The organism is Metapseudomonas cellulosilytica (genome assembly GCF_049334135.1).
Taxonomy (GTDB): domain Bacteria; phylum Pseudomonadota; class Gammaproteobacteria; order Pseudomonadales; family Pseudomonadaceae; genus Metapseudomonas.
Genome location: NZ_JBHZGN010000003.1, coordinates 1 through 20,339 on the forward strand (window position 1 = coordinate 1; position 20,339 = coordinate 20,339).

Annotated in this window: 20 protein-coding genes; 11 read left to right on the forward strand and 9 right to left on the reverse strand. The window is 66.6% G+C overall.

What is annotated here, in order from left to right:
* The first annotated feature begins 92 nt into the window (after nucleotides 1-92).
* The 6 genes from ACFW0H_RS04270 (at nucleotide 93) to ACFW0H_RS04295 (ending at nucleotide 5,551) form a co-directional block, all read left to right on the forward strand.
* The gene (locus tag ACFW0H_RS04270) at nucleotides 93-803 is read left to right on the forward strand and encodes an ABC transporter permease (RefSeq protein WP_422912654.1); all 711 of its coding nucleotides are present in this window, start codon (nucleotides 93-95) and stop codon (nucleotides 801-803) included.
* Nucleotides 804-816: 13 nt separating this feature from the next.
* On the forward strand, nucleotides 817-1,554 hold the full coding sequence (locus tag ACFW0H_RS04275; protein WP_422912655.1) for an ABC transporter permease: 738 nt from the start codon (nucleotides 817-819) through the stop codon (nucleotides 1,552-1,554).
* A gap of 5 nt (nucleotides 1,555-1,559) precedes the next feature.
* Nucleotides 1,560-2,336 carry an ABC transporter ATP-binding protein gene (locus tag ACFW0H_RS04280; protein ID WP_422912656.1) on the forward strand — a complete coding sequence of 259 codons (777 nt, stop codon included), beginning with the start codon at nucleotides 1,560-1,562 and terminating at the stop codon, nucleotides 2,334-2,336.
* Between the two features lie 94 nt (nucleotides 2,337-2,430).
* Nucleotides 2,431-3,978: an HAL/PAL/TAL family ammonia-lyase gene (locus ACFW0H_RS04285; RefSeq protein ID WP_422912657.1), complete on the forward strand. Its 1,548-nt coding sequence runs from the start codon at nucleotides 2,431-2,433 to the stop codon at nucleotides 3,976-3,978.
* 56 nt (nucleotides 3,979-4,034) lie between these two features.
* Nucleotides 4,035-5,147 carry an S-(hydroxymethyl)glutathione dehydrogenase/class III alcohol dehydrogenase gene (locus ACFW0H_RS04290; protein ID WP_422912658.1) on the forward strand — a complete coding sequence of 371 codons (1,113 nt, stop codon included), beginning with the start codon at nucleotides 4,035-4,037 and terminating at the stop codon, nucleotides 5,145-5,147.
* A 20-nt stretch (nucleotides 5,148-5,167) separates the two neighbouring features.
* Nucleotides 5,168-5,551, forward strand: a complete 384-nt coding sequence (locus tag ACFW0H_RS04295) for a VOC family protein (RefSeq protein ID WP_422912659.1) — start codon at nucleotides 5,168-5,170, stop codon at nucleotides 5,549-5,551.
* Between the two features lie 58 nt (nucleotides 5,552-5,609).
* On the opposite strand, the gene ACFW0H_RS04300 is transcribed toward ACFW0H_RS04295, so the two are convergent.
* Together ACFW0H_RS04300 and ACFW0H_RS04305 are read right to left on the reverse strand one after the other, a co-directional pair.
* Nucleotides 5,610-6,173, reverse strand: a complete 564-nt coding sequence (locus ACFW0H_RS04300; RefSeq protein WP_422912660.1) for a carboxymuconolactone decarboxylase family protein — start codon at nucleotides 6,171-6,173, stop codon at nucleotides 5,610-5,612.
* 10 nt (nucleotides 6,174-6,183) lie between these two features.
* Nucleotides 6,184-7,512 (reverse strand): aspartate aminotransferase family protein, encoded by a 1,329-nt coding sequence (locus ACFW0H_RS04305; protein ID WP_422912661.1) that lies wholly within the window; start codon nucleotides 7,510-7,512, stop codon nucleotides 6,184-6,186.
* A gap of 385 nt (nucleotides 7,513-7,897) precedes the next feature.
* Here ACFW0H_RS04305 and glnH point away from each other — a divergent pair, with 385 nt between their 5' ends.
* The 5 genes from glnH (at nucleotide 7,898) to ACFW0H_RS04330 (ending at nucleotide 12,086) form a co-directional block, all read left to right on the forward strand.
* Nucleotides 7,898-8,641, forward strand: a complete 744-nt coding sequence (gene glnH / locus ACFW0H_RS04310) for a glutamine ABC transporter substrate-binding protein GlnH (protein WP_422912662.1) — start codon at nucleotides 7,898-7,900, stop codon at nucleotides 8,639-8,641.
* Between the two features lie 32 nt (nucleotides 8,642-8,673).
* Complete coding sequence (glnP, locus tag ACFW0H_RS04315) at nucleotides 8,674-9,330, forward strand: glutamine ABC transporter permease GlnP (RefSeq protein ID WP_422912663.1); 657 nt, start codon at nucleotides 8,674-8,676, stop codon at nucleotides 9,328-9,330.
* Nucleotides 9,327-10,049, forward strand: coding sequence for a glutamine ABC transporter ATP-binding protein GlnQ (gene glnQ, locus ACFW0H_RS04320; RefSeq protein WP_422912664.1), 723 nt, complete (start codon nucleotides 9,327-9,329; stop codon nucleotides 10,047-10,049). Before glnP ends, glnQ begins: the two co-directional genes overlap by 4 nt.
* Nucleotides 10,050-10,063: 14 nt before the next feature.
* On the forward strand, nucleotides 10,064-11,098 hold the full coding sequence (locus ACFW0H_RS04325; RefSeq protein ID WP_422912665.1) for a C45 family autoproteolytic acyltransferase/hydolase: 1,035 nt from the start codon (nucleotides 10,064-10,066) through the stop codon (nucleotides 11,096-11,098).
* A gap of 94 nt (nucleotides 11,099-11,192) precedes the next feature.
* Nucleotides 11,193-12,086 (forward strand): MurR/RpiR family transcriptional regulator, encoded by an 894-nt coding sequence (locus tag ACFW0H_RS04330; RefSeq protein WP_422912666.1) that lies wholly within the window; start codon nucleotides 11,193-11,195, stop codon nucleotides 12,084-12,086.
* On the opposite strand, the gene ACFW0H_RS04335 is transcribed toward ACFW0H_RS04330, so the two are convergent.
* The 7 genes from ACFW0H_RS04335 to ACFW0H_RS04365 form a co-directional block, all read right to left on the reverse strand.
* Nucleotides 12,070-12,708, reverse strand: a complete 639-nt coding sequence (locus ACFW0H_RS04335) for a TetR/AcrR family transcriptional regulator (RefSeq protein ID WP_422912667.1) — start codon at nucleotides 12,706-12,708, stop codon at nucleotides 12,070-12,072. The genes ACFW0H_RS04330 and ACFW0H_RS04335 overlap by 17 nt on opposite strands.
* 77 nt (nucleotides 12,709-12,785) lie before the next feature.
* Entirely contained in the window at nucleotides 12,786-14,192 is a 1,407-nt protein-coding gene (locus tag ACFW0H_RS04340; protein ID WP_422912668.1) for a purine-cytosine permease family protein, read from the reverse strand.
* A 104-nt stretch (nucleotides 14,193-14,296) separates the two neighbouring features.
* Entirely contained in the window at nucleotides 14,297-15,442 is a 1,146-nt protein-coding gene (locus tag ACFW0H_RS04345; protein WP_422912669.1) for an acyl-CoA dehydrogenase family protein, read from the reverse strand.
* A gap of 2 nt (nucleotides 15,443-15,444) precedes the next feature.
* Nucleotides 15,445-16,602, reverse strand: coding sequence for a CaiB/BaiF CoA transferase family protein (locus tag ACFW0H_RS04350; protein ID WP_422912670.1), 1,158 nt, complete (start codon nucleotides 16,600-16,602; stop codon nucleotides 15,445-15,447).
* A gap of 11 nt (nucleotides 16,603-16,613) precedes the next feature.
* Nucleotides 16,614-18,290, reverse strand: coding sequence for a urocanate hydratase (gene hutU, locus ACFW0H_RS04355; protein WP_422912671.1), 1,677 nt, complete (start codon nucleotides 18,288-18,290; stop codon nucleotides 16,614-16,616).
* Between the two features lie 386 nt (nucleotides 18,291-18,676).
* Nucleotides 18,677-19,429 carry a histidine utilization repressor gene (gene hutC / locus ACFW0H_RS04360; RefSeq protein ID WP_422912672.1) on the reverse strand — a complete coding sequence of 251 codons (753 nt, stop codon included), beginning with the start codon at nucleotides 19,427-19,429 and terminating at the stop codon, nucleotides 18,677-18,679.
* Between the two features lie 95 nt (nucleotides 19,430-19,524).
* Nucleotides 19,525-20,133: an eCIS core domain-containing protein gene (locus ACFW0H_RS04365; protein ID WP_422912673.1), complete on the reverse strand. Its 609-nt coding sequence runs from the start codon at nucleotides 20,131-20,133 to the stop codon at nucleotides 19,525-19,527.
* Between the last annotated feature and the right edge of the window lie 206 nt (nucleotides 20,134-20,339).

The following is a 20,339-nucleotide window of genomic DNA, read 5'->3' on the forward strand; positions in this document are numbered from 1 at the left end:
GCGGGCACCGCTTTGCGCGGTGCCCGCCGGCGCCGGGGTTGTTCATGCGGTTGTGGTTATCGGCCGCTCTCCTGACTCGGTTATCAGCGGGTATGCACGTGATCGACTTGATTGGTTTTGGCGCGAATGGCTGGGGCAGCATCCTGCTCACGGCCGCGCTCATGACGGTACTGGTGACCCTGGCCGCGCTGCTGGTCGGCGCTGTGCTCGGTGCCCTGGTCGCAGCGGCGAAGCTGCACCACAGCGGGCTCCTGCGCCTGCTCGGCGATACCTACACCACGGTATTTCGCGGGGTGCCGGAATTGCTGGTGATCTACCTGTTCTATTACGGCGGTTCGGCGCTGGTCAGCAGCGTCGGCGGACTCTTCGGTGCCAGCGGCTTCATCAGCATGCCCGCCTTCCTGGTGGGGGCGCTGGCCGTCGGCGTGGTGTCCGGGGCCTACCAGGCCGAGGTCTATCGCGGCGCCTTCCAGGCCGTGTCGCGCAGCGAGCTGGAGGCGGCCAAGGCCATCGGCATGCCGGTCCTGCTGCGCTTGCGACGGATCATCGCGCCGCAGATCCTGCGCTTCGCCCTGCCCGGGCTCGGCGGGGTCTGGCAGATCAGCCTGAAGGACTCGGCGCTGATCTCCGTCACCGGCCTGGTCGAGCTGATGCGCGCCAGCCGCGTGGCCGCCGCCTCCACGGGCGAGTTCGTGCTGTTCTTCATCACCGGCTGCGCGCTCTACCTGGTACTGACCGGCCTTTCCAACCTGGTCTTCTCGCGGGCCGAACTGCGGGTCGGCAGAACCTTCCGCCGCAGCTGACAAGGAGCGAACCATGCCGATTGATTTCACTTTCCTGCGTGACACCCTGCTGCAGCTGCTGCAGGCCCTGCCGATGACCCTGGTGTTGTTCGCCGCCTCGGTCGCCCTCGGCACGCTGCTGGCGATGCTGGTGACCTGGCTGCGGGTCTGCCAAGTGGCCGCGCTGCGGCACCTGGCGCGAGGCTACATCTTCCTGTTCCGCGGCTCGCCGCTGCTGATCCAGATGTTCCTGCTCTACTACGGCCTGAGCCAGTTCCAGGCGGTGCGCCAGAGCCTGTTCTGGCCGGTGCTGCGCGAGCCGGTCACCTGCGCGGTGATCGCCCTGGCGCTGTGCACGGCCGGGTACATGGCGGAGATCTTCCGCGGCGGCCTGCTGGCGGTGCCGTCGCCGCAGGTCGAAGCCGGGCGCGCGGCGGGGATGTCCGGCTGGCTGCTGGCGCGGCGGATCATCATCCCGGTGGCCTTGCGCAGCTGCCTGCCGGCCTACTCGACGGAAATCATCCTGATGATGAAGGCGACTTCCCTCGCCAGCCTGGTGACTGTCTACGAAGTCTCCGGCGTGGCGCAGCGGATCATTTCCGAAACCTACCGGACGATGGAAGTGTTCCTCTGCGCCGCGCTGATCTACCTGGTGTTGAACTTCCTGATCGTCCGCGCACTGGCGCAGGTCGAACGCTGGCTGTCGCCGCGGCCGCCGGTCGCCGCGCGTCCAACAACAAGAAATCACGCACTCAGCGTGCGAAGAGGGTAAGTGGCATGGCTACAGGCAATGAACCGGTCCTGCAGGTGAAGCATATCCGCAAGTCGTTCGGCGACCTCGAGGTGCTCAAGGGCATCTCGCTGGATGCCTACGAAGGCGACGTGGTGTCGATCCTCGGCTCCAGCGGCTCGGGCAAGAGCACCTTCCTGCGCTGCATCAATCTGCTGGAAGTTCCCGATGCCGGCGAGATCCGCGTCGCCGGCGAACAGGTGGCGTTCAAGCTCGGGCGCAACCAGCTGCTGGTGCCCGCCGACCGCCGCCAGGTCGACCGTATCCGCCCGGAGCTGGGCATGGTGTTCCAGAACTTCGGGCTGTGGTCGCACATGACCGTGCTGCAGAACGTCATCGAAGGCCCGGTGCATGTGCAGAAGCGTCCGCGCGCCGAGTGCATCGACGAAGCCGAAGCCCTGCTGGAGAAGGTCGGCATGGCGGACAAGCGCAACCACTACCCGGCGTTCCTTTCCGGCGGCCAGCAGCAGCGCGTGGCCATCGCCCGCACCCTGGCGATGCGGCCGCGGGTGATCCTCTTCGACGAGCCCACCTCGGCGCTCGATCCGGAGCTGGTGGGCGAAGTCCTCAAGGTCATGCGCGCGCTGGCCGAGGAGGGCCGCACCATGCTGGTGGTGACCCACGAGATGGGCTTCGCGCGCAATGTCTCCAACCGCGTGGTGTTCATGAACCAGGGGTTGATCGAGGCCCACGGCACCCCGGAAGAGATGTTCAAGGAGCAGCGCTCGGAACGCTTCAGGAAGTTCATCCTGAACCAGGCCTGACGCCCGCCCGATCCCCCGACTTTTTCCGCCTGTCCTGCGACGGGGCAGGCTTCCTTCGCCTTGAAAAAGGCCAATGAACCGAGAGAGCACAGCAATGCCCAAGCACCCGAAAGAGATTTCCAACGTGATCCTGGACGACGCCAGACCCTCGCTGGAGGAGTTCGTCGCCGTCGCCCGCTACTCGGCGAAGGTGAGCTTCTCCGACGCCTATCGCGCCCGGGTTGCGCGCTCGCGCCGGCTGGTCGAACGCTTCCTCGACGAGAACCGCCTGGTCTACGGTGTGACCACCGGCTTCGGCGACAACGTGCGCCACGTGATCTCGCCGGATGACGCCCAGACCCTGCAGGTGAACATCGTCCGCTCCCACGCGGTGTCGGTCGGTGAGCCGCTGAACCGCGAACAGGTCCGCGCCATCCAGCTGATGATCCTGGTCAGCCTCGGCAAGGGCTACTCGGGCGTGCGCATGGCGTTGCTGGAGCAGATCGCCGGCCTGCTCAACAACGATGTGCTGCCCTTCGCCCCCGGCGAAGGCTCGGTGGGCTACCTCGGCCCGGAAGGCCACCTGGCCCTGGTGCTGATCGGCGAAGGCCAGGCCAGCGTCGCCGGTGGCGCGTGGGTGGATGGCGCCACCGCGCTGCGCCAGGTCGGCATGCAGCCGATCGACCTGCAGTGCAAGGAGGGCCTGGCGATGCTCAACGGCACCACTTCGGTGACCGCCATCGCCACCCTGGCGCAATACAACGCCAACCAGGCCGCCCAGGCGGCGGACATCGCCGCGGCGCTCTCGCTGCAGGCGCTCAAGGGCACCATCCGTGCCTTCGATGCGCGCTACCACTCGATCAAGGCCCATGCCGAACAGGCGCAGACCGCCAGCTACATCAAGCGCCTGCTGGCCGACAGTCGGCTGGTGGAGGAGAACATCGACTACCGCCTGCAGGACACCTACAGCCTGCGTGCCATCCCGCAGGTGCACGGCGCCTCGAAGAAGTTCATCGCCTATGCCCAGGCCTGCATCGAAAACGAGATCGCCTCGTCCGGCGACAATCCGGTGATCTACCCGACCGGCGAGGACGACGGCATCGCCATTTCCGGCGCGAACTTCGACGGCTCCTACATCGGCATGGCCGCCGACACCCTGTGCAACGCCATGACCAACCTGGCGAAGATCTCCGAGCGGCGCACCGACCGCATGGTCAACTCGCACTTCAGCGAGATGCCGGCCTTCCTCGTGCGCAACCCCGGCCTGAACAGCGGCTACATGATCATCCAGTACACCGCCGCCGGGCTGCTCGGCGAGATGAAGGTGCTGTCCCACCCGTCCACCATCGACAGCGTATCCACCTGCGGCAACCAGGAGGACCCGGTGAGCTTCGCCTTCAATGCGGCGATCAAGGCCTACCAGGTGTCGCGCAAGCTGGAGTCGGTACTGGCCATCGAGATCCTGGTGGGCTGCCAGGCGCTGGATTTCCACGATGTGGGCAAGTCGTCCAGCGCCACCCGCGCGCTCTATGACCTGGTGCGCAGCCGCGTGGCATGGGCCGACGAGGACCGCGCCTTCTACCCCGACATCGTCGCGGTGACCGAGCAACTGCGCTCGGGCGAAATCCTCGCCACTGTCGACCGCACCCTCCCCAACCGTTGAACGCCGCAGCCGGCCCGGGCGATGCGCCGGGCCGGTCCAGGCCAGGAGATACAGGCATGATCAAATCCCGCGCTGCCGTCGCCTTCGAGCAACGGCGGCCATTGCAGATCGTCGAAGTGGATGTGGCGCCGCCCAGGGCTGGCGAAGTGCTGGTACGCATCGTCGCCAGCGGCGTCTGCCATACCGACGCGTACACCCTGTCCGGCGCCGACCCGGAAGGCCTCTTCCCGAGCATCCTCGGCCATGAAGGCGGCGGCATCGTCGAAGCGGTCGGCCCGGGGGTGACCTCGGTCGCGGTCGGCGACCATGTGATCCCGCTCTATACGCCCGAATGCGGCCAGTGCCGCTTCTGCCGCTCGGGCAGGACCAACCTGTGCCAGGCGATCCGCGCCACCCAGGGCAAGGGCCTGATGCCCGATGGCACCACGCGCTTCTCCTATCAGGGACGGCCGCTGTTCCACTACATGGGCACCTCGACCTTTTCCGAATACACGGTGCTGCCGGAAATCTCCCTGGCGAAGATTCCCCGGGAGGCACCGTTGGAGAAGGTCTGCCTGCTGGGTTGCGGCGTTACCACCGGGATTGGCGCGGTGCTCAACACCGCCAGGGTCCGGGCGGGCTCCAGCGTGGCGATATTCGGCCTCGGCGGCATCGGCCTGTCGGCGATCATCGGCGCGGTGAAGGCCGGCGCGGAACGCATCCTTGCCGTCGACATCAACCCGGCCAAGTTCGAGATCGCCCGCCAGCTCGGCGCCACCGACTGCATCGATCCGCGCGAGTACGACCGGCCGATCCAGGAGGTCATCGTCGATCTCACCGATGGCGGTGTGGATTACTCCTTCGAGTGCATCGGCAACGTGGAGTTGATGCGTGCGGCGCTGGAGTGCTGCCACAAGGGCTGGGGCGAGTCGGTGATCATCGGCGTCGCCGGAGCCGGGCAGGAAATCAGCACCCGGCCGTTCCAGCTGGTTACCGGGCGGGTCTGGCGGGGCTCGGCCTTCGGCGGCGTACGTGGCCGCAGCGAACTGCCCAGCTATGTGGAGATGGCGCGGCGGGGCGAGATTCCCCTGGACACCTTCATCACCCACACCATGGGCCTGGAAGACATCAACCAGGCATTCGAACTGATGCGGGCGGGCCAGAGCATCCGCAGCGTCATTCATTTCTGACCACAACAAAGGAGACAACAATGACTGTCTATACACACGTCACCGTCGGTACCAACGACCTCGCCAAAGCCCGCGCCTTCTATGACGACGTGCTCGGCAAGCTCGGCCTGAAGCGCCTGGCCGACCTCGGCGAGAACGGCTCCATCTGGGGCGTCGATGCCCCCTCGTTCTTCGTGCTGAAGCCCGCCAATGGTAAGCCGGCCACCGTCGGCAATGGCGTTACCGTCAGCTTCGAGGCAGCCGACCGGTCTGCCATCGACGCCGCTCACCGCGCTGCCCTGTCCCTAGGCGGTCAGGATGAAGGCGCGCCCGGCCCGCGCAATTGGAAGGAGAATGCCTACGCCGCCTACTTCCGCGACCTGGACGGCAACAAGGTCGCTGCCTACTGCTTCAAACCCGCCTGAGCGTCCAATGCTGATGCGATACCCATCGGTGACTGATGGGTATCGCTGGCCAGGGGCTTCAGGGCTCCGTGAAGGGCAGCGGCGCATCCGTCCCGCGCCGCACCTGGAACACGTTCAGGGTCATGGCCACCAGCGCGTAGTAGCCGAACACCCCCACCAGTTCCACCACCGCCGGCTCGCCGAAGGCCGCGACGGCTTCGGCGTAGAGCGCTTCGTCGACTCGTCGCGTGGCATACAGCGTGCGGCCCAGGCGATAGACCAGGCGCTCGTCGTCCCGCGCGAAGGGCGGCTCCACGCCCTGGCGCAGGGCGTCGATCACCGCGTCGCTGACGCCAGCCTGGCGGGCGATGGGTTCGTGGATCTGCCATTCCGCCTGGGATTGCCACCAGGACGCGGTGAACAGGATCGCCAGCTCGGTCAGGCGCAGTTCCAGCCCGGTGCCGTAGCGGCAGAAGGCGCCCAGGCGCTGGGCGTGGTCGGCCAGTTCGGGGCTGTGGATCCAGGCCAGGAAAGGGCCGTCCAGGTTGCCGCGCGGGCCGCTGAGGATGGCCTTCAGCACGGTGCGCTGGGCGTCGCTCATCTGCTCTTCGGCCAGGGCGGTGAGCCGCGATTCGATCTTCATCACCGGCTCCTCAGGCATCGGCCAGGGCGTCGCGCAGGGCGGCGTCGAGCTTGTGCACAAGTTCGTCCAGGTGCGGCTCTTCGAGGATAAAGGGCGGTGCCAGGAGGACATGGTCGCCGCTGCGGCCGTCGAGGGTGCCGCCCATGGGGTAGCACATCAGGCCGTGGGCCATGGCGGCTTTCTTCACGCGGGCATGGAGCTTGCGCGCTGGGTCGAAGGGCGCCTTGCTGGCACGATCCTGCACCAGCTCCAGGCCCTGGAACAGGCCGCGGCCACGGATATCGCCGACATGGGGATGGTCCGCGAAACGTTCGCGCAGCCGGGTTTGCAAGGCCGCGCCCAGCTGCCGCACACGCGGCAGCAACTGGCGTTCCTCGATGCTCTTCTGCACCGCCAGGGCCGCCGCGCAGGCGGTGGCGTGGCCGATATAGGTGTGGCCGTGCTGGAAGAAGCCCGAACCCTGGCGGATGGCGTCGACGATGCGGCCGCTCACCAGCGTTGCGCCGATTGGCTGGTAGCCGGCGCCCAGGCCCTTGGCGACGGTGATGAGGTCGGCGCTGATGCCTTCCTGCTCGGCGGCGAACAGCGTGCCGGTACGGCCCATGCCGCACATCACCTCATCCAGGATCAGCAGCACGCCGTGGCGGTCGCAGACCTCGCGCACGCGCTTGAAGTAGCCGGGTACCGCGGGCACCGCGCCCAGGGTTGCACCCACCACCGGCTCGGCGATGAAGGCCATCACGTTCTCGGCACCGAGATTGAGGATTTCCGCTTCCAGTTCCGCTGCCAGGCGAATGCCGAGGGCTTCGGGCGTTTCGTCGGCGCGCTGCTCGCGGTAGGCGTAGCAGGGGGAAACGTGGCTGACGTCAATCAGCAAGGGCTGGAACTGCTGGCGCCGCCAGGCGTTGCCGCCAGCCGCCAGGGCGCCGAGGGTATTGCCGTGGTAGCTCTGGCGCCGGGCGATCACGTGGCGGCGCTGGGGCTGGCCGATCTCCACGAAATATTGGCGCGCCAGTTTGAGTGCGGCTTCCACCGCCTCGGAACCACCGGAGACGAAGTACACCGACTCCAGCCCCCCCAGTGCGCGCTCGATGAGGAAGTCCGCCAGCGCCTCCATGGGTTCGCTGGTGAAGAACGAGGTATGGGCATAGGCAAGCTTGCCGACCTGTTCGCGGATCGCCTCGATCACCGCCGTGTCGCTATGGCCGAGGCAGGACACCGCCGCGCCGCCGCTGGCGTCCAGGTAGCGCTTGCCCTGGCTGTCGATCAGGTAGGGGCCGTCGCCCTGGACGGCGGTCGGGTAGCTCTGGGTGAGGCTGCGGTGGAATACGTGGCTCATGGTGCCCTCCGGTGCATTTTGGCAAAGAATATATGCAAAAACTGGATATGCAATAAATTTTTGCCATGCACTTGGAAAGCGTCCTTTCGTGGGAAGAGTCTGTAGAAAGCCTGAGTGCCTTGAGTTTATTGGCCTGTAGAGGGGTGGTGGAGAGATTGTAGGTGTCTAGGGGTTTAGCAAATCGCTATTGCATTTGTGAAAAATGCATGTTTATCTTGCTCGAAAGCATGGTGGCCGTGCAGCGCATCGCTGACTGGCCTAGCAGCTGATAACAACAAACCGGCAGGGTGCCTTCCTCGGGCCCTTGCTGAACCTTGACTGCCAGAAACGCCTGAAGCCGTACCGGCCAGGGCCAGTTCGTCCACGACCGAGAGGAAGCATGCACATGAAGCACCTGCTGAAAGCAGCCCTGGCTGCGCTCGCCATCGCCGCAACCACCCACGCCAACGCCACCGACAAGGAATTGCTGGTCGCCACCGACACCGCCTTCGTGCCCTTCGAGTTCAAGCAGGGCGACCAGTACGTGGGCTTCGATATCGACCTCTGGGCGGCCATCGCCAAGGAACTGGGCTGGAAGTACACGCTCAAGCCGATGGACTTCAACGGCATCATCCCGGCGCTGCAGACCCGCAACGTGGACCTGGCGCTGGCCGGCATCACCATCAAGGAAGAGCGCAAGCAGGCCATCGACTTCTCCGACGGCTACTACGACAGCGGCTTCCTGCTGATGGTCCGCAGCGACAACGACAGCATCAAGGGCGAGGCGGACGTCGCCGGCAAGACCCTGGCGGTGAAGAGCGGCACCTCCTCGGCCGACTACGCCAAGGCCAACCTCAAGGCCAGCGACCTGCGCCAGTTCCCCAACATCGACAACGCCTACCTGGAGCTGCGCACCGGCCGCGTCGACGCGGCGATGCACGACACCCCCAACGTCCTCTACTACATCAAGACCGCCGGCGAAGGGCAGGTCAAAGCCGTCGGCCAGCAGATGATGGCCCAGCAGTACGGCATCGGCTTCCCCAAGGGCAGTGACCTGCGTGAACCGGTCAACGGCGCGCTGAAGACGCTGCGCGAGAACGGCACCTACGCCGAGATCTACCGCAAGTGGTTCGGCACCGATCCGCAGTAAGTCCTCCCTGCAACTGAAGTAGGAGCAGTGCAATGATTTTCCAATGGAGTGCCATCTGGAGCGCGCTGCCCGTGTTGCTCGAGGGCGCCAAGCTCACCCTGTGGATCTCGGTGCTCGGGCTCCTGGGTGGGGTGGTCATCGGCCTGGTCGCGGGCTTCGCCCGCGCCTATGGCGGCTTCCTCAGCAACCGGCTGGCGCTGGTGTTCATCGAGCTGATCCGTGGCACCCCGATCATGGTGCAGGTGATGTTCATCTATTTCGCCCTGCCACTCATGGTGCCGGTGCGCATCGACCCGTTCGGCGCGGCGGTGGTCACCATCATGATCAACTCCGGCGCCTACATCGCCGAGATCACCCGTGGCGCGGTGCTCTCCATCAATCGCGGCTTCCGTGAAGCGGGCCTGGCGCTCGGACTTTCCGGGCGCGACACCCTGCGCTACGTGATCGCGCCACTGGCCTTCCGGCGGATGATCCCGGCCCTGGGCAACCAGTGGATCGTCAGCATCAAGGACACCTCGCTGTTCATCGTCATCGGTGTCGCCGAGCTGACCCGCCAGGGGCAGGAAGTGATCGCGGGCAACTTCAGGGCGATGGAAATCTGGACGGCGGTGGCGGTGATCTACCTGGTCATCACCCTGGCCCTCAGCTACTCCCTGCGCCGCGTCGAATCGAGGCTGAAAATTCTATGATCGAGTTCAAGGGCGTCTCCAAGCACTTCGGCAGTACCCAGGTGCTGCACGACATCAACCTGAAGATCGGCAGCGGCGAAGTAGTGGTCATCATCGGGCCTTCGGGCTCGGGCAAGTCCACCTTGCTGCGCTGCATCAACAAGCTGGAAGTCATCAGTGGCGGGCAGCTTTACGTCGACGGCTTCGAGGTCAACGACCCCAAGGTGGAGGAGCGGCTGATCCGCCAGGAGGCCGGCATGGTGTTCCAGCAGTTCCACCTGTTCCCGCAGATGACGGCCCTGGAGAACGTCGCCTTCGGCCCCATCCGTGTGCGCGGCGCCAGCAAGGCCGATGCCGAGAATCTGGCCCGCGAGCTGCTGGCCAAGGTGGGCCTGGCCGAGCGCGCCGGGCACTATCCGTCGGAACTCTCCGGCGGCCAGCAACAGCGCGTGGCCATCGCCCGCGCCCTGGCGGTGAAGCCCAAGCTGATGCTGTTCGACGAGCCCACCTCGGCGCTGGACCCGGAACTTCGCCACGAGGTGTTGGGCGTGATGAAGAACCTGGCGGAGGAGGGCATGACCATGGTCATCGTCACCCACGAGGTGGACTTCGCCCGCAAGGTGGCCAGCCGCCTGATCTTCATCGACAAGGGCCGCATCGCCGAAGACGGCGACCCGGCATCCCTCATCAGCAACCCGCCGAGCCCGCGCCTGCGCGAGTTCCTCCAGCACGTTTCCTGAACAGGTAGAGAGTCATGGTTTTCCCCCATCTCCAGCTTGGCGGCAACGCCTACGACATCGGCTACGGCCTGGGCCTGTTCGGCCGCGAGGCGGTGCACAGGCACCTGCGTTCCCTCCCGCTGTGGCAGCGCCTGGCGGGCCTGGCTGGCACTGAAGCGGCGCGCAGCATGCGCATCGCCGTGGAGCAGCGCTTCCCGCGCTACTGGCAGGAGATCGAAGGCCTCGCGGCCGGATTGGAACTGCCGGTAGAAGAAGTCTTTCTCTGGAACTGCCGCGGCGACTTCGTGCAATCGCGGAGCGTCGACGGCTGCACCACGGTGCTCGGCCCCACTGCCAGCGGCACCCTGATCGCCCACAACGAGGACGGCCTGCCGCAGTTGCGCGGGCACTGCGCCCTGGTCAGCGTTTCCCCGGAACAGGGGCTGGGCTTCACCTCCTTCGTTTATCCCGGTTCGATTCCCGGCCACACCTTCGCGGTGAACGAGAAGGGGCTGGTGGTGACGGTGAACAATATCCGCCCGCAGGCGATTCCCGCCGGCCTGCCCCGGCAGGTGCTGGGCCGCGCCAGCCTGGATGCGGCGAGCCTCGACGAGGCTGTGGATATCCTTGCCAGCGAAGGCCGCGCCGGTGCCTTCCACCATGCCCTGGGGCAGGTGGGGAGCCGGCGTCTGATCAGCTTCGAGGGCACTTGCGAAGGCGTGTCCGTGGTCGAAGTGGAGCGTCCCTTCGGCCACTCCAATCACCTGGTCCACCCCGCGCTCGGCGGCGTGGCGCAGCGCATCACCGGCAGCTCCGGCAATCGCCAGCGCTGCGTGGATGGGCGGGTTGCCGCCCTGGGCGAACGGCTCGATGGCAAGCAGGCGCTGGCCATCCTGCGCGACACCTCGGGCGGTGATTTGCCGGTCTACCGTTGCGCTCCCGATGACCCGGACGACGAGAACACCCTGGCCACGGCTCTGTTCCTGATCGGCGCGGGTGCGGTGGAATGGGCGGTGTACACCGAAGCGGACATCGACGTACCGACCCTGAGCGGGCGGGTGGTGGTCTGACGTGGTGGCGCCCATCGCCGCCGGGATCAAGGCTCGGTAGTATGGGCGCCTGCCACCGGGCCGCGTCCCGGGAAACCTTCAGATGGATGCTGTCATGGCAAATCCCCCCGATACCCTGGCCGGCCTGAAACTGCTGCTCGACGCCATCGAGCGGCGGGAAGCCGACATTTCCCTCGGCAGCAGTTCGCGCCGCGTCCTCACCGCGCTGATCGAGGCGCCCCAGCGCGCGGCGGTGTCCTCCATCAGCGAGCTGGCCGAGCAGTTGGGAGTGAACCCATCGACCTTCTCGCGCCTGGCGCAAAAGCTCGGCTACGGCGGCTTCAGCAAGTTCCAGGACGTGTTCCGCCGCGAGGTCACCGAAGGCCGCACCTTCTACAGCGACCAGGCCTCGCGCCTGCTGGTGCCCAGCGGCAGCAACGACAGCATCAGCCAGCTCACCCGCTTGGGCCGCCAGGAAAGCGCCAACATGGCGAGCATGATCGAACAGGTGGACAGCGCCGACTTCGACGCCACGGTGGAGCTGCTCACCAGCGCCCGGCGCGTGCGTATCCACGGCATGCGCCAGTTCAATTCCCTGGCGCTGTTCATGGCCTACGCCCTGGGCATGCTGCGCCCTGATGTGGCGCCGCTGGATTCTGCCCGCCAGGGAGTGGCCGACGCCCTGGCCCAGTTGGACGAAGGCGATGTGCTGGTGGTGGCGAGCTGCTTCCCCTATACCCCCAGCGTGCTGGCCACCGCGGAAGTGGCGGCCAGGCACGGCATCCGGGTCGTCGCGCTGACCGACTCCAGCAGCTCGCCACTGGCGAAGATCGCCCGCTACAGCTTCTACGTGCCCAACCAGAGCCTGTTCTTCAGCAACAGCATGTGCGCCTTCATGCTGCTGGCCGAAGGCATCCTCAGCGCCGTGGCCAGCCGCCTGGGCGAAGCCTCGGTGGCGGCGCTCAAGCACCGCGAGGCGCTGATCGCCGAGCTCAACGCGTCGCTCTGATTTCCGGCCCCGCGCTGAAAGGCGGCTCCAGGCTGGCGGCGGCGCCGAGGATCATTTCGGTGAGTTGTTCGGCGATCAGCTGGGGTGGCAGGGGCGACTCGCTGTCCTCGGCGTCCGGGAGGCTTTCCAGCATGCCGATGACCCCACTGGTGAAGAACTTCATCCGCGAGCCTTCAAGGCCCCGGCGGGCCGGGGTGGAACCGATGATGCCGGTCAGGCACTGCGTGTAGTCATTGCGCAGTGCGGCGAGCAGGCGATTCTGTTCGGCGTTCAGGTTGCGCCGCTCCCGCAGCATGAGCTGCAGCCTTTTCCGCTCGCCCTGCTGGAACTCGATGAAGGCGCCGACGAAGGCGCGCAGCCGGGGCCGCGTGCCCTGGGCGGCCTTCAGCCTTGCACGGGTGAGGCTGAGCAGATCGCTCATGCACTCCTCGACCAGGTCGAAGAGCAGCGCCTGCTTGCTCTCGATGTGGTTGTACAGCGATCCCGCGCCTATCCCCAGGCGGGTGGCCAGGTCGCGCAGGCTGGTGTTCTGGTAGCCCTGTTCGGTGAACAGGTCCAGGGCCGCCTGGCGCAGGCGTTCCTGCGTGCCGGTCGGCTGGAGGGAATTCGAGTTGCCGTTCATGGGGACTCGGAGCCTGTTGGCGGAATGGACGGGAAACCGGCTTGCCGCCCGGTGGGGCGGCAAGCCGAGCTCAGGGGCTAGCGGTGTCCCTGGGCAAGGCCCTGGACGGGCAGCTGCGGCTGGCGCCGGGCCCACTGCCGGGCGAGCGGGTAATAGACCAGCGCCGGCACGATCAGGCCCACCAGCCAGGAGATGTCGGTATCACCCAGGTGCTGCACCAGCGGCCCGGTGTAGAAGCCGGTGGCGATGAAGGGCATCTGCACCAGCACGCCGAATCCATAGGTGCCGATACCCACCCAGTTCCAGCGGCCGTAGCGGCCATCCGGGTCGCCCAGGGCGGCAACGTCGTAACGCTCCTTGGTGATGAAGTAGTAGTCCACCAGGTTGATGGCGCTCCAGGGCGTGAAGAACGCCAGCAGGAACAGCAGGAACGACTTGAACGCGCTGAGGAATGAGTGCTGGCCAACCAGAGCCAGGCTGGTGGAGACGCCGACGATGCCGAGGACGAACAGCAGGCGCTGGCCGTGGGTGACGGTGAAGCGACTGCGGAACGCGCTGACGATGGTGGCGATGCACATGAAGCTGCCGTAGGCGTTCAGGGTGGCGATGGTCACCTTGCCGAAGCCCACGCTGAAGAACAGCAGGCTGGCCATCAGACCGCTGGCGCCCAGGCCGACGATATAGCTCACTTCATGGCCGGAGAAGGCGTCGCCCGCCAACGCGGCGGCGAATACACCGAGCACCATGGACGTCTGCGAGCCCAGTACCGAACCCAGGCCGACGGCGAGGAAGGTGCGCATGGGGGACGTGGAGCTGGGCAGGTAACGCGAGTAGTCGGCGACGTAAGGGCCGAAGGCGATCTGCCAGGAAGCCGACAGCGAGACGGCCAGGAGGAAGGTGTTCCAGCTGAAGTGGCGGTTGTCCAGCAGGGTGGCGATGTCGTTCACCGACAGCAGGCGCACGAAGAGGTAGGCGAAGGCCACCACGCCGAGCACGCTGGCGACCCGTCCCAGCAGGTGGATCACGCGGTAGCCGCAGACCGTCAGCACCACGATCACCGCGGCGAAGATGAGGATGCCCGCCGTGTCGCTGACATTCGCCATGCGGCCGATGGCCTGGCCGGCAAGGACGGTGCCGGTGGCGTTGAAGCCGATGTACATGATGCAGACCAGCACCAGTGGTATCACGGCGCCGAACACGCCGAACTGCACGCGGCTGGAAATCATCTGCGGCAGGCCGAGGCGCGGCCCCTGGGCGCCGTGCAGGGCCATGACGATGCCGCCGAACACCTGGCCGATCAGCAGGCCGATCAATGACCAGAACACATCACCGCCGAGCACCACCGCCAGGGCGCCGGTGACGATGGCGGTGATCTGCAGGTTGGCGCCGAACCACAGGGTGAACTGACTGAAGAGACGGCCGTGCCGTTCGCTTTCGGGGATGTAATCGATGGAGCGCGTTTCGATGAGGGACTTGCCAGACATGCGGGTTTCCTCCTGCGGCGCCATTGCCCATGGCGCCTCTATTGTTGTTATTGCAACGGATGCCCTGCGGACCTGGACGGCGGGCGCCGCCCAGGTTGGCCGCCTCAGCTGCGGGCGGCGTCCAGTACGGCGCGGGAGATGATGATTTTCTGGACCTCGGAGGTGCCTTCGAAGATGCGCAGGATGCGCGCATCGCGCACGAAGCGTTCCAGCGGCAGGTCGCGGATGTAGCCATAGCCGCCATGCAGCTGGAGGGCGGCATCGGTGATGAAGCCGGCAGCCTCGGCGGCGAACAGCTTGGCGGTGGCCGATTCCAGGCTGAAGCGCTCGCCCGAGTCGCGGCGAGCCGCCGCCTGCATGGTCAGCAGGCGCGCCGCTTCCAGTTGTGCGTGCATGTCCGCCAGGCGCCACTGGGTGCCCTGGTAGGCGGCCAGGGGCTTGGGCCCGATCTGCCGTTCCTGGACCCAGCCGAGGCTGTATTCCATGGCCGCACGGGCGATGCCCAGGGACATCGCCGCCACCTCGACCCGGCCACGGTCCAGCACTTCCATCGCGGTCTTGAAGCCCTGGCCTTCCTCGCCCAGCAGGGCCGAGGCGGGCAGCCAGCAATCCAGGGCCAGCTCGTAGATGGTGCTGCCGCGCAGGCCCATGGTTTTCTCCGGGCTGGAGAAGCTGATGCCCTCGGTGCCCTTGGGAATGAGGAAGGCGCTGATGCCACGGTGGCCGGCGTCGGCATCGGTCTTGGCATAGAGCACGATGAAGTCGGCTTCGCGGGCATTGGTGATGTAGTGCTTGCTGCCCCGGATGCGCCAGCCGTCGTTCTCCCGGCTGGCGCGGGTGCGCATGTCGGCCGGGTTGGAGCCTGCGGCGGGTTCGGTCAGGCCGAAGGCGCCGAGCAGCTCGCCGCTGGCGGCGCGGGGCAGCCATTCCTGGCGCTGCGCCTCGGTCGCGCCGATGAGGATGGAGTCTGTGGCCAGGAAGTGCGCGGTCAGCGCCGAGGCGGTGGAGGCGCAGGCGGCCGCCACGGCTTCCACCACGCGGCTCATCGCCAGGCTGCCGATGCCGAAGCCGCCGTAGGCCTCGGGCAGGTTGATGCCCATGAAGCCCAGTTCGCCCAGGGCCTTGAGGCTGTCGGCGCAGAACGACTCGGCTTCGTCGTAGCCTTGGGCGTTCGCCTGCAGCACATCACGCGCGACGCGCTCGGCGGATTCGATGACCGCGAGTTCCGCGGCGTCCAGTTCGAAGTTCATCTTCATTCTCCGGTGGGGTTCAGGCCGAACAGGGCATTGGCTTCGCCCAGGCGCGGGGCGGGCGAGGCGGCATGGGGTTTATTGCCGTTGAAGAAAACCGGCTGCGGAACCAGGGGCGAGCGCGCGCCGGCCTCCACCAGCAGCTGGCGGGTCTCGGCCTGCTCGCTGCCGGTGGCCTGGGCCAGGTTCCACACGGGGGAGGAGGGCACGCCGGCGTCCAGCAGCAGGTCGCAGATCTGCTCGACGCGGCGTGTGCCCGTCCAGGCCTCGATCGCCGCCTTCAGCGCGATTTCGTTTGCAGTGCGCGAACCGTCGTCGACGAAGCGCGGGTCATCGGCCAGGGCCTCGCGCTCCATGCTCTGGCACAGGCGGCGGAACAGCTTGTCGCTGGCCACCGCGATCACCACCAGGCCATCGGCGGCGCGGTAGGTGTCGAAGGGCGTCGAGACCGGGTGGCGGTTGCCCACCAGGCCAGGCGCGCTGCCGTGGGCGAAGAGGTTGGACAGGCCGGTCATCTGCAGGCTGACCAGCACATCGAACATCGCCACGTCGAGGTACTGCGCGCCGGCACCGTGGAACTCGCGGGCGAACAGCGCGGAGCTGATCGCCCAGGCGGCGTAGACCCCGGCGCAGAGGTCGCCGAGGGCTTCGCCGCTGCGGGTCGGGCCGGTCTCGGGGAAGCCGGTCACGCTCATCAGCCCGGACATGGCCTGGGCGACGATGTCGTAGGCCGGGCGGGCGGACAGCGGCCCGCTCTGGCCGAAGCCGGAAATGCTGGCGTAGATCAGCCGGGGGTTATGCGCCTTGAGGCTGTCGAAATCGATGCCCAGCCGCTGCGTCACGCCGGGACGGAAGTTCTCCACCACGACGTCGGCGTCGGCCACCAGTTCAAGGAAGCGCTGCAGCTCGGCGGGGGCCTTGAAGTCGAGCTCGACACTGCGCTTGCCGCGGTTGATCAGGCCGAAGTAGATGCTCTCGCCATCCTCGCCGAAGGGGCCCAGGTGGCGGCTGTCGTCGCCATGGCCGGGGACCTCGAACTTGATGACCTCGGCGCCCAGGTCGGCCAGCATCGCGGTGCAATGCGGGCCGGCCAGCACGCGGCTGAGGTCGAGCACGCGGATGCCCTGCAGCGGCTTCGGGGTGTGGTTCTGCTTGTTCATGACGTCGGCCCTCATTGCTTGCCGGTGATCATCGGCAGGTTCAGGCCTTGTTCCTTGGCGCAGTCGATGGCGATCTGGTAACCGGCATCGGCGTGGCGCATGACGCCAGTGCCTGGGTCGTTGGTCAGGACGCGGGCGATGCGCGCCGCCGCTTCGTCAGTGCCGTCGCAGACGATCACCATCCCGGAGTGCTGGGAGAAGCCCATGCCCACGCCGCCGCCGTGGTGCAGCGAGACCCAGGTGGCGCCGCTGGCGGTGTTCAGCAGGGCGTTGAGCAGCGGCCAGTCGGAGACGGCGTCGGAACCGTCCTGCATGGACTCGGTTTCGCGGTTCGGGCTGGACACCGAGCCGGAGTCCAGGTGGTCGCGGCCGATCACGATCGGCGCGGACAGCTCGCCGCTGCGGACCATCTCGTTGAATGCCAGGCCGAGCTTGGCGCGCAGGCCCAGGCCGACCCAGCAGATCCGTGCCGGCAGACCCTGGAAGCTGATGCGCTCGCGGGCCATGTCCAGCCAGCGGTGCAGGTGGGCGTCGTCCGGGATCAGTTCCTTGACCTTGGCGTCGGTCTTGTAGATGTCCTGCGGATCACCGGACAGCACGGCCCAGCGGAACGGGCCGATGCCGCGGCAGAACAGCGGACGGATGTAGGCCGGGACGAAGCCGGGGAAGTCGAAGGCGTTGGCCACGCCCTCTTCCTTGGCCATCTGGCGGATGTTGTTGCCGTAGTCGAAGGTCGGCACGCCCATCTTCTGGAAGTCCAGCATGGCCTGCACGTGCACGGCCATGGACTGCTTGGCGGCCTTGACCACGGCGGCCGGCTCGGTCTGCGCGCGGTCGCGGTACTGCTCCCAGGTCCAGCCGATCGGCAGGTAGCCGTTCAGCGGGTCGTGGGCGCTGGTCTGGTCGGTGACCATGTCCGGGCGCACGCCACGGCGCACCAGTTCCGGCAGGATCTCGGCGGCGTTGCCAAGCAGGGCGACGGAGATGGCCTTGCCTTCGGCGGTGTACTGGGCAATGCGCGCCAGGGCGTCGTCCAGGTCGGTGGCCTGCTCGTCGACGTAGCGGCTGCGCAGGCGGAAGTCGATGCTGGTCTGTTGGCATTCGATGTTCAGCGAGCAGGCGCCGGCCAGGGTGGCGGCCAGCGGCTGGGCGCCGCCCATGCCGCCCAGGCCGGCGGTGAGCACCCAGCGGCCGGTCAGGTTGCCGTTGTAGTGCTGGCGACCGGCTTCGACGAAGGTTTCATAGGTGCCCTGGACGATGCCCTGGCTGCCGATGTAGATCCAGCTGCCGGCGGTCATCTGGCCGTACATGGCCAGGCCCTTGGCGTCCAGTTCGTTGAAGTGCTCCCAGGTGGCCCAGTGCGGCACCAGGTTGGAGTTGGCGATCAGCACGCGCGGGGCGTTGGCGTGGGTCTTGAACACGCCGACCGGCTTGCCGGACTGCACCAGCAGGGTTTCGTCGTCATTCAGCTCCTTCAGGGTCTCGACGATCTTGTCGTAGCACTCCCAGTTGCGCGCGGCGCGGCCGATGCCGCCGTACACCACCAGTTCCTTCGGGTTCTCCGCCACCTCGGGGTCGAGGTTGTTCATCAACATGCGCAGCGGCGCTTCGGTCAGCCAGCTCTTGGCGTTCAGCTTGTTGCCACGCGGGGCGCGGATCTCGGTGTCACGGAAGCGGGAGGCTTTCATGGTGGTTTCCTTCTTGTTAGCTCGGGTGTTGCCCCGGGTGACGATTTCCCGATCGCGCCTGGAGCGTGGTGGTGGGTTTGTCATCTCTTATACATACAACCATATATCAACCTGTATATACAAGCTAAGGCAAAAACAGGACCAATCTGCCGACGGCGCCTTGCGCCGCGGCCTCAGCGAAGGGATATGAGCTTATTTTTCAATGGGTTGAGCGGGCGCGGCAGATGCTGGTGGCGCGCGCCGGAGAGGACGGGAAAGCCGGCCAGAGCGACGGACGGAGAGAAAAAAGGTAACGGCGGCTGTTCCGGGTAACGCCCGAACAGGGAAAAACGCGGCATGACACCATCGGCCGGAGCGGCCGACAGCGATGCGGGAGCGGGCGGGAGTTACTGGCCGAAGCGGCCTTCGAGGCGGTAGCGCGAGCCCGGGTAGACGAGGCGGGCGCAGCCCACTTGTCCCTTGCCGGACCAGCTGCGGCGGCGGATGAGCAGGCAGGGGTCGGTGCGCTTGATGCGCAGCAGCTTGCATTCGGCCGGCGTCGCCTGGATGGCTTCCACCATGTGCTCGGCTTCGGTCAGTGGCGCCAGTTGCACCAGGTAGGCGAAGGGGGTGACGCGGGTGAAGTCCTGGTTCAGGTAGTCGGGGGCGACATCCGCGTTGACGAAGCGCTCCTCGATCTGCACCGGGATTTCGTTCTCGTAGTGCACCAGCACCGAGTGGAACAGCTTGCGCACGCCGTCCAGGGGGAAGGGCAGCGAGGCCGGGTCCTGGTCCGCCAGCGCTTCGAGCAGGATCACCTCGCTGCGATGGGCGTGGCCGCGCGAGGTGATTTCCTGGGCGATGTCATGGATCTGGAAGAGCGCGGCATGACCCTTGGCTTCCGCGACGAAGGTGCCCACCCCCTGCAGCCGCACCAGCACGCCTTCGATGGTGAGTTCGCGCAGCGCACGATTGATGGTCATCCGGCTGACGCCCAGCTGGTTGAACAGCTCGCTCTCGGAGGGAAGCTTGAAGTTCGGTCCCCAGACGCCGGTGCGAATCTGCTGCAGGATGATGTCCTTGACCCTGGCGTAGAGCGGGGCGGGGCTTTCGAGGGCAAAGGCGGCCAAGGATGCGCGGTCGTCGGAGGAGTGGGGCACGGGTTTTCCTGGAAGTGGTTGGGCGGATCGAATCGCCCGCCAGTGTAACCCTGCCCATCAGGCGGCGCCTACCCGCGCCCCGGCGGCGCGGCGCGCTATGGAGCGCTGCTCGCCATGGTCGGCTTCAGCGCCCGCCTCACCTCGGCCTGAATCTTGTACGCCGGCGCTTCCACGATGTTGTAGTCGCGGGTGTAGCGCTGGGCGAAGCCCGCCACGCCCCATTCCTGGTACTGCTTCACGTGATGGAGTTCGTGGGCCCAGAGGGCAACGTTGTTCTCGGCGTCGTCCTCGTTGCGGAAGACGATCACGTCCACCAGGGTCACGGCTTCCACGTCGGGGTTCTGCATCAGGGTGTTGGCGGCGTTCATCTCTTCGTCGACGCCCACCTTGTAGCGCGCCGTATCCAGCACCCGCAGGTCGTACCAGGGTTCCAGTTGCGCGCGAATGTGCAGCGGAATGGGCTGCAACCGGCTGGCGTCCATGTTGTTGCGTGACTCCACGATCCACTGCTGCAGGCTGGTGGCGGCCATCTGGTTGACGCTCTCCAACAGCGGCGCCATGTCGCTCTGGCTGCCTGGCGCGCAGAAGCAGGACACCACGCAGACCTTCGTTTGCCCGGTGGGGCAGGCGAGGGCAGCGGTGGAAAGGAAGGACAATGCCAGGACTGCCTGGCGAAGCAAGGCGCGAGGAGGTACAGCGGGCAAGATGGCCTCCGTGAGGCGGTGGATAGGCTGGGCCGAGGGCGATGGTTGGACCGTGAGTCCGGAAAATGGTTGCCTGGTGTCCGGTGGCCAATAAACGGCAAGAACGGTCGTAAGCGGTGGCGTGATGCCGCGGACAGGGCTCAGTGGCGGGGAGCCAGCTACGTCCGTAAAACGCAGAAACCAGGGAAAACCCTGGTTTCTGGTGA

What these genes read in the sequence shown, in the direction of transcription:
- ACFW0H_RS04270 (WP_422912654.1), top strand. Translation starts at nt 93, where the DNA reads ATGCACGTGATCGACTTGATTGGTTTTGGCGCGAATGGCTGGGGCAGC.
- ACFW0H_RS04275 (WP_422912655.1), top strand. Translation starts at nt 817, where the DNA reads ATGCCGATTGATTTCACTTTCCTGCGTGACACCCTGCTGCAGCTGCTG.
- ACFW0H_RS04280 (WP_422912656.1), top strand. Translation starts at nt 1,560, where the DNA reads ATGGCTACAGGCAATGAACCGGTCCTGCAGGTGAAGCATATCCGCAAG.
- ACFW0H_RS04285 (WP_422912657.1), top strand. Translation starts at nt 2,431, where the DNA reads ATGCCCAAGCACCCGAAAGAGATTTCCAACGTGATCCTGGACGACGCC.
- ACFW0H_RS04290 (WP_422912658.1), top strand. Translation starts at nt 4,035, where the DNA reads ATGATCAAATCCCGCGCTGCCGTCGCCTTCGAGCAACGGCGGCCATTG.
- ACFW0H_RS04295 (WP_422912659.1), top strand. Translation starts at nt 5,168, where the DNA reads ATGACTGTCTATACACACGTCACCGTCGGTACCAACGACCTCGCCAAA.
- ACFW0H_RS04300 (WP_422912660.1), bottom strand. Translation starts at nt 6,173, where the DNA reads ATGAAGATCGAATCGCGGCTCACCGCCCTGGCCGAAGAGCAGATGAGC.
- ACFW0H_RS04305 (WP_422912661.1), bottom strand. Translation starts at nt 7,512, where the DNA reads ATGAGCCACGTATTCCACCGCAGCCTCACCCAGAGCTACCCGACCGCC.
- glnH (WP_422912662.1), top strand. Translation starts at nt 7,898, where the DNA reads ATGAAGCACCTGCTGAAAGCAGCCCTGGCTGCGCTCGCCATCGCCGCA.
- glnP (WP_422912663.1), top strand. Translation starts at nt 8,674, where the DNA reads ATGATTTTCCAATGGAGTGCCATCTGGAGCGCGCTGCCCGTGTTGCTC.
- glnQ (WP_422912664.1), top strand. Translation starts at nt 9,327, where the DNA reads ATGATCGAGTTCAAGGGCGTCTCCAAGCACTTCGGCAGTACCCAGGTG.
- ACFW0H_RS04325 (WP_422912665.1), top strand. Translation starts at nt 10,064, where the DNA reads ATGGTTTTCCCCCATCTCCAGCTTGGCGGCAACGCCTACGACATCGGC.
- ACFW0H_RS04330 (WP_422912666.1), top strand. Translation starts at nt 11,193, where the DNA reads ATGGCAAATCCCCCCGATACCCTGGCCGGCCTGAAACTGCTGCTCGAC.
- ACFW0H_RS04335 (WP_422912667.1), bottom strand. Translation starts at nt 12,708, where the DNA reads ATGAACGGCAACTCGAATTCCCTCCAGCCGACCGGCACGCAGGAACGC.
- ACFW0H_RS04340 (WP_422912668.1), bottom strand. Translation starts at nt 14,192, where the DNA reads ATGTCTGGCAAGTCCCTCATCGAAACGCGCTCCATCGATTACATCCCC.
- ACFW0H_RS04345 (WP_422912669.1), bottom strand. Translation starts at nt 15,442, where the DNA reads ATGAACTTCGAACTGGACGCCGCGGAACTCGCGGTCATCGAATCCGCC.
- ACFW0H_RS04350 (WP_422912670.1), bottom strand. Translation starts at nt 16,602, where the DNA reads ATGAACAAGCAGAACCACACCCCGAAGCCGCTGCAGGGCATCCGCGTG.
- hutU (WP_422912671.1), bottom strand. Translation starts at nt 18,290, where the DNA reads ATGAAAGCCTCCCGCTTCCGTGACACCGAGATCCGCGCCCCGCGTGGC.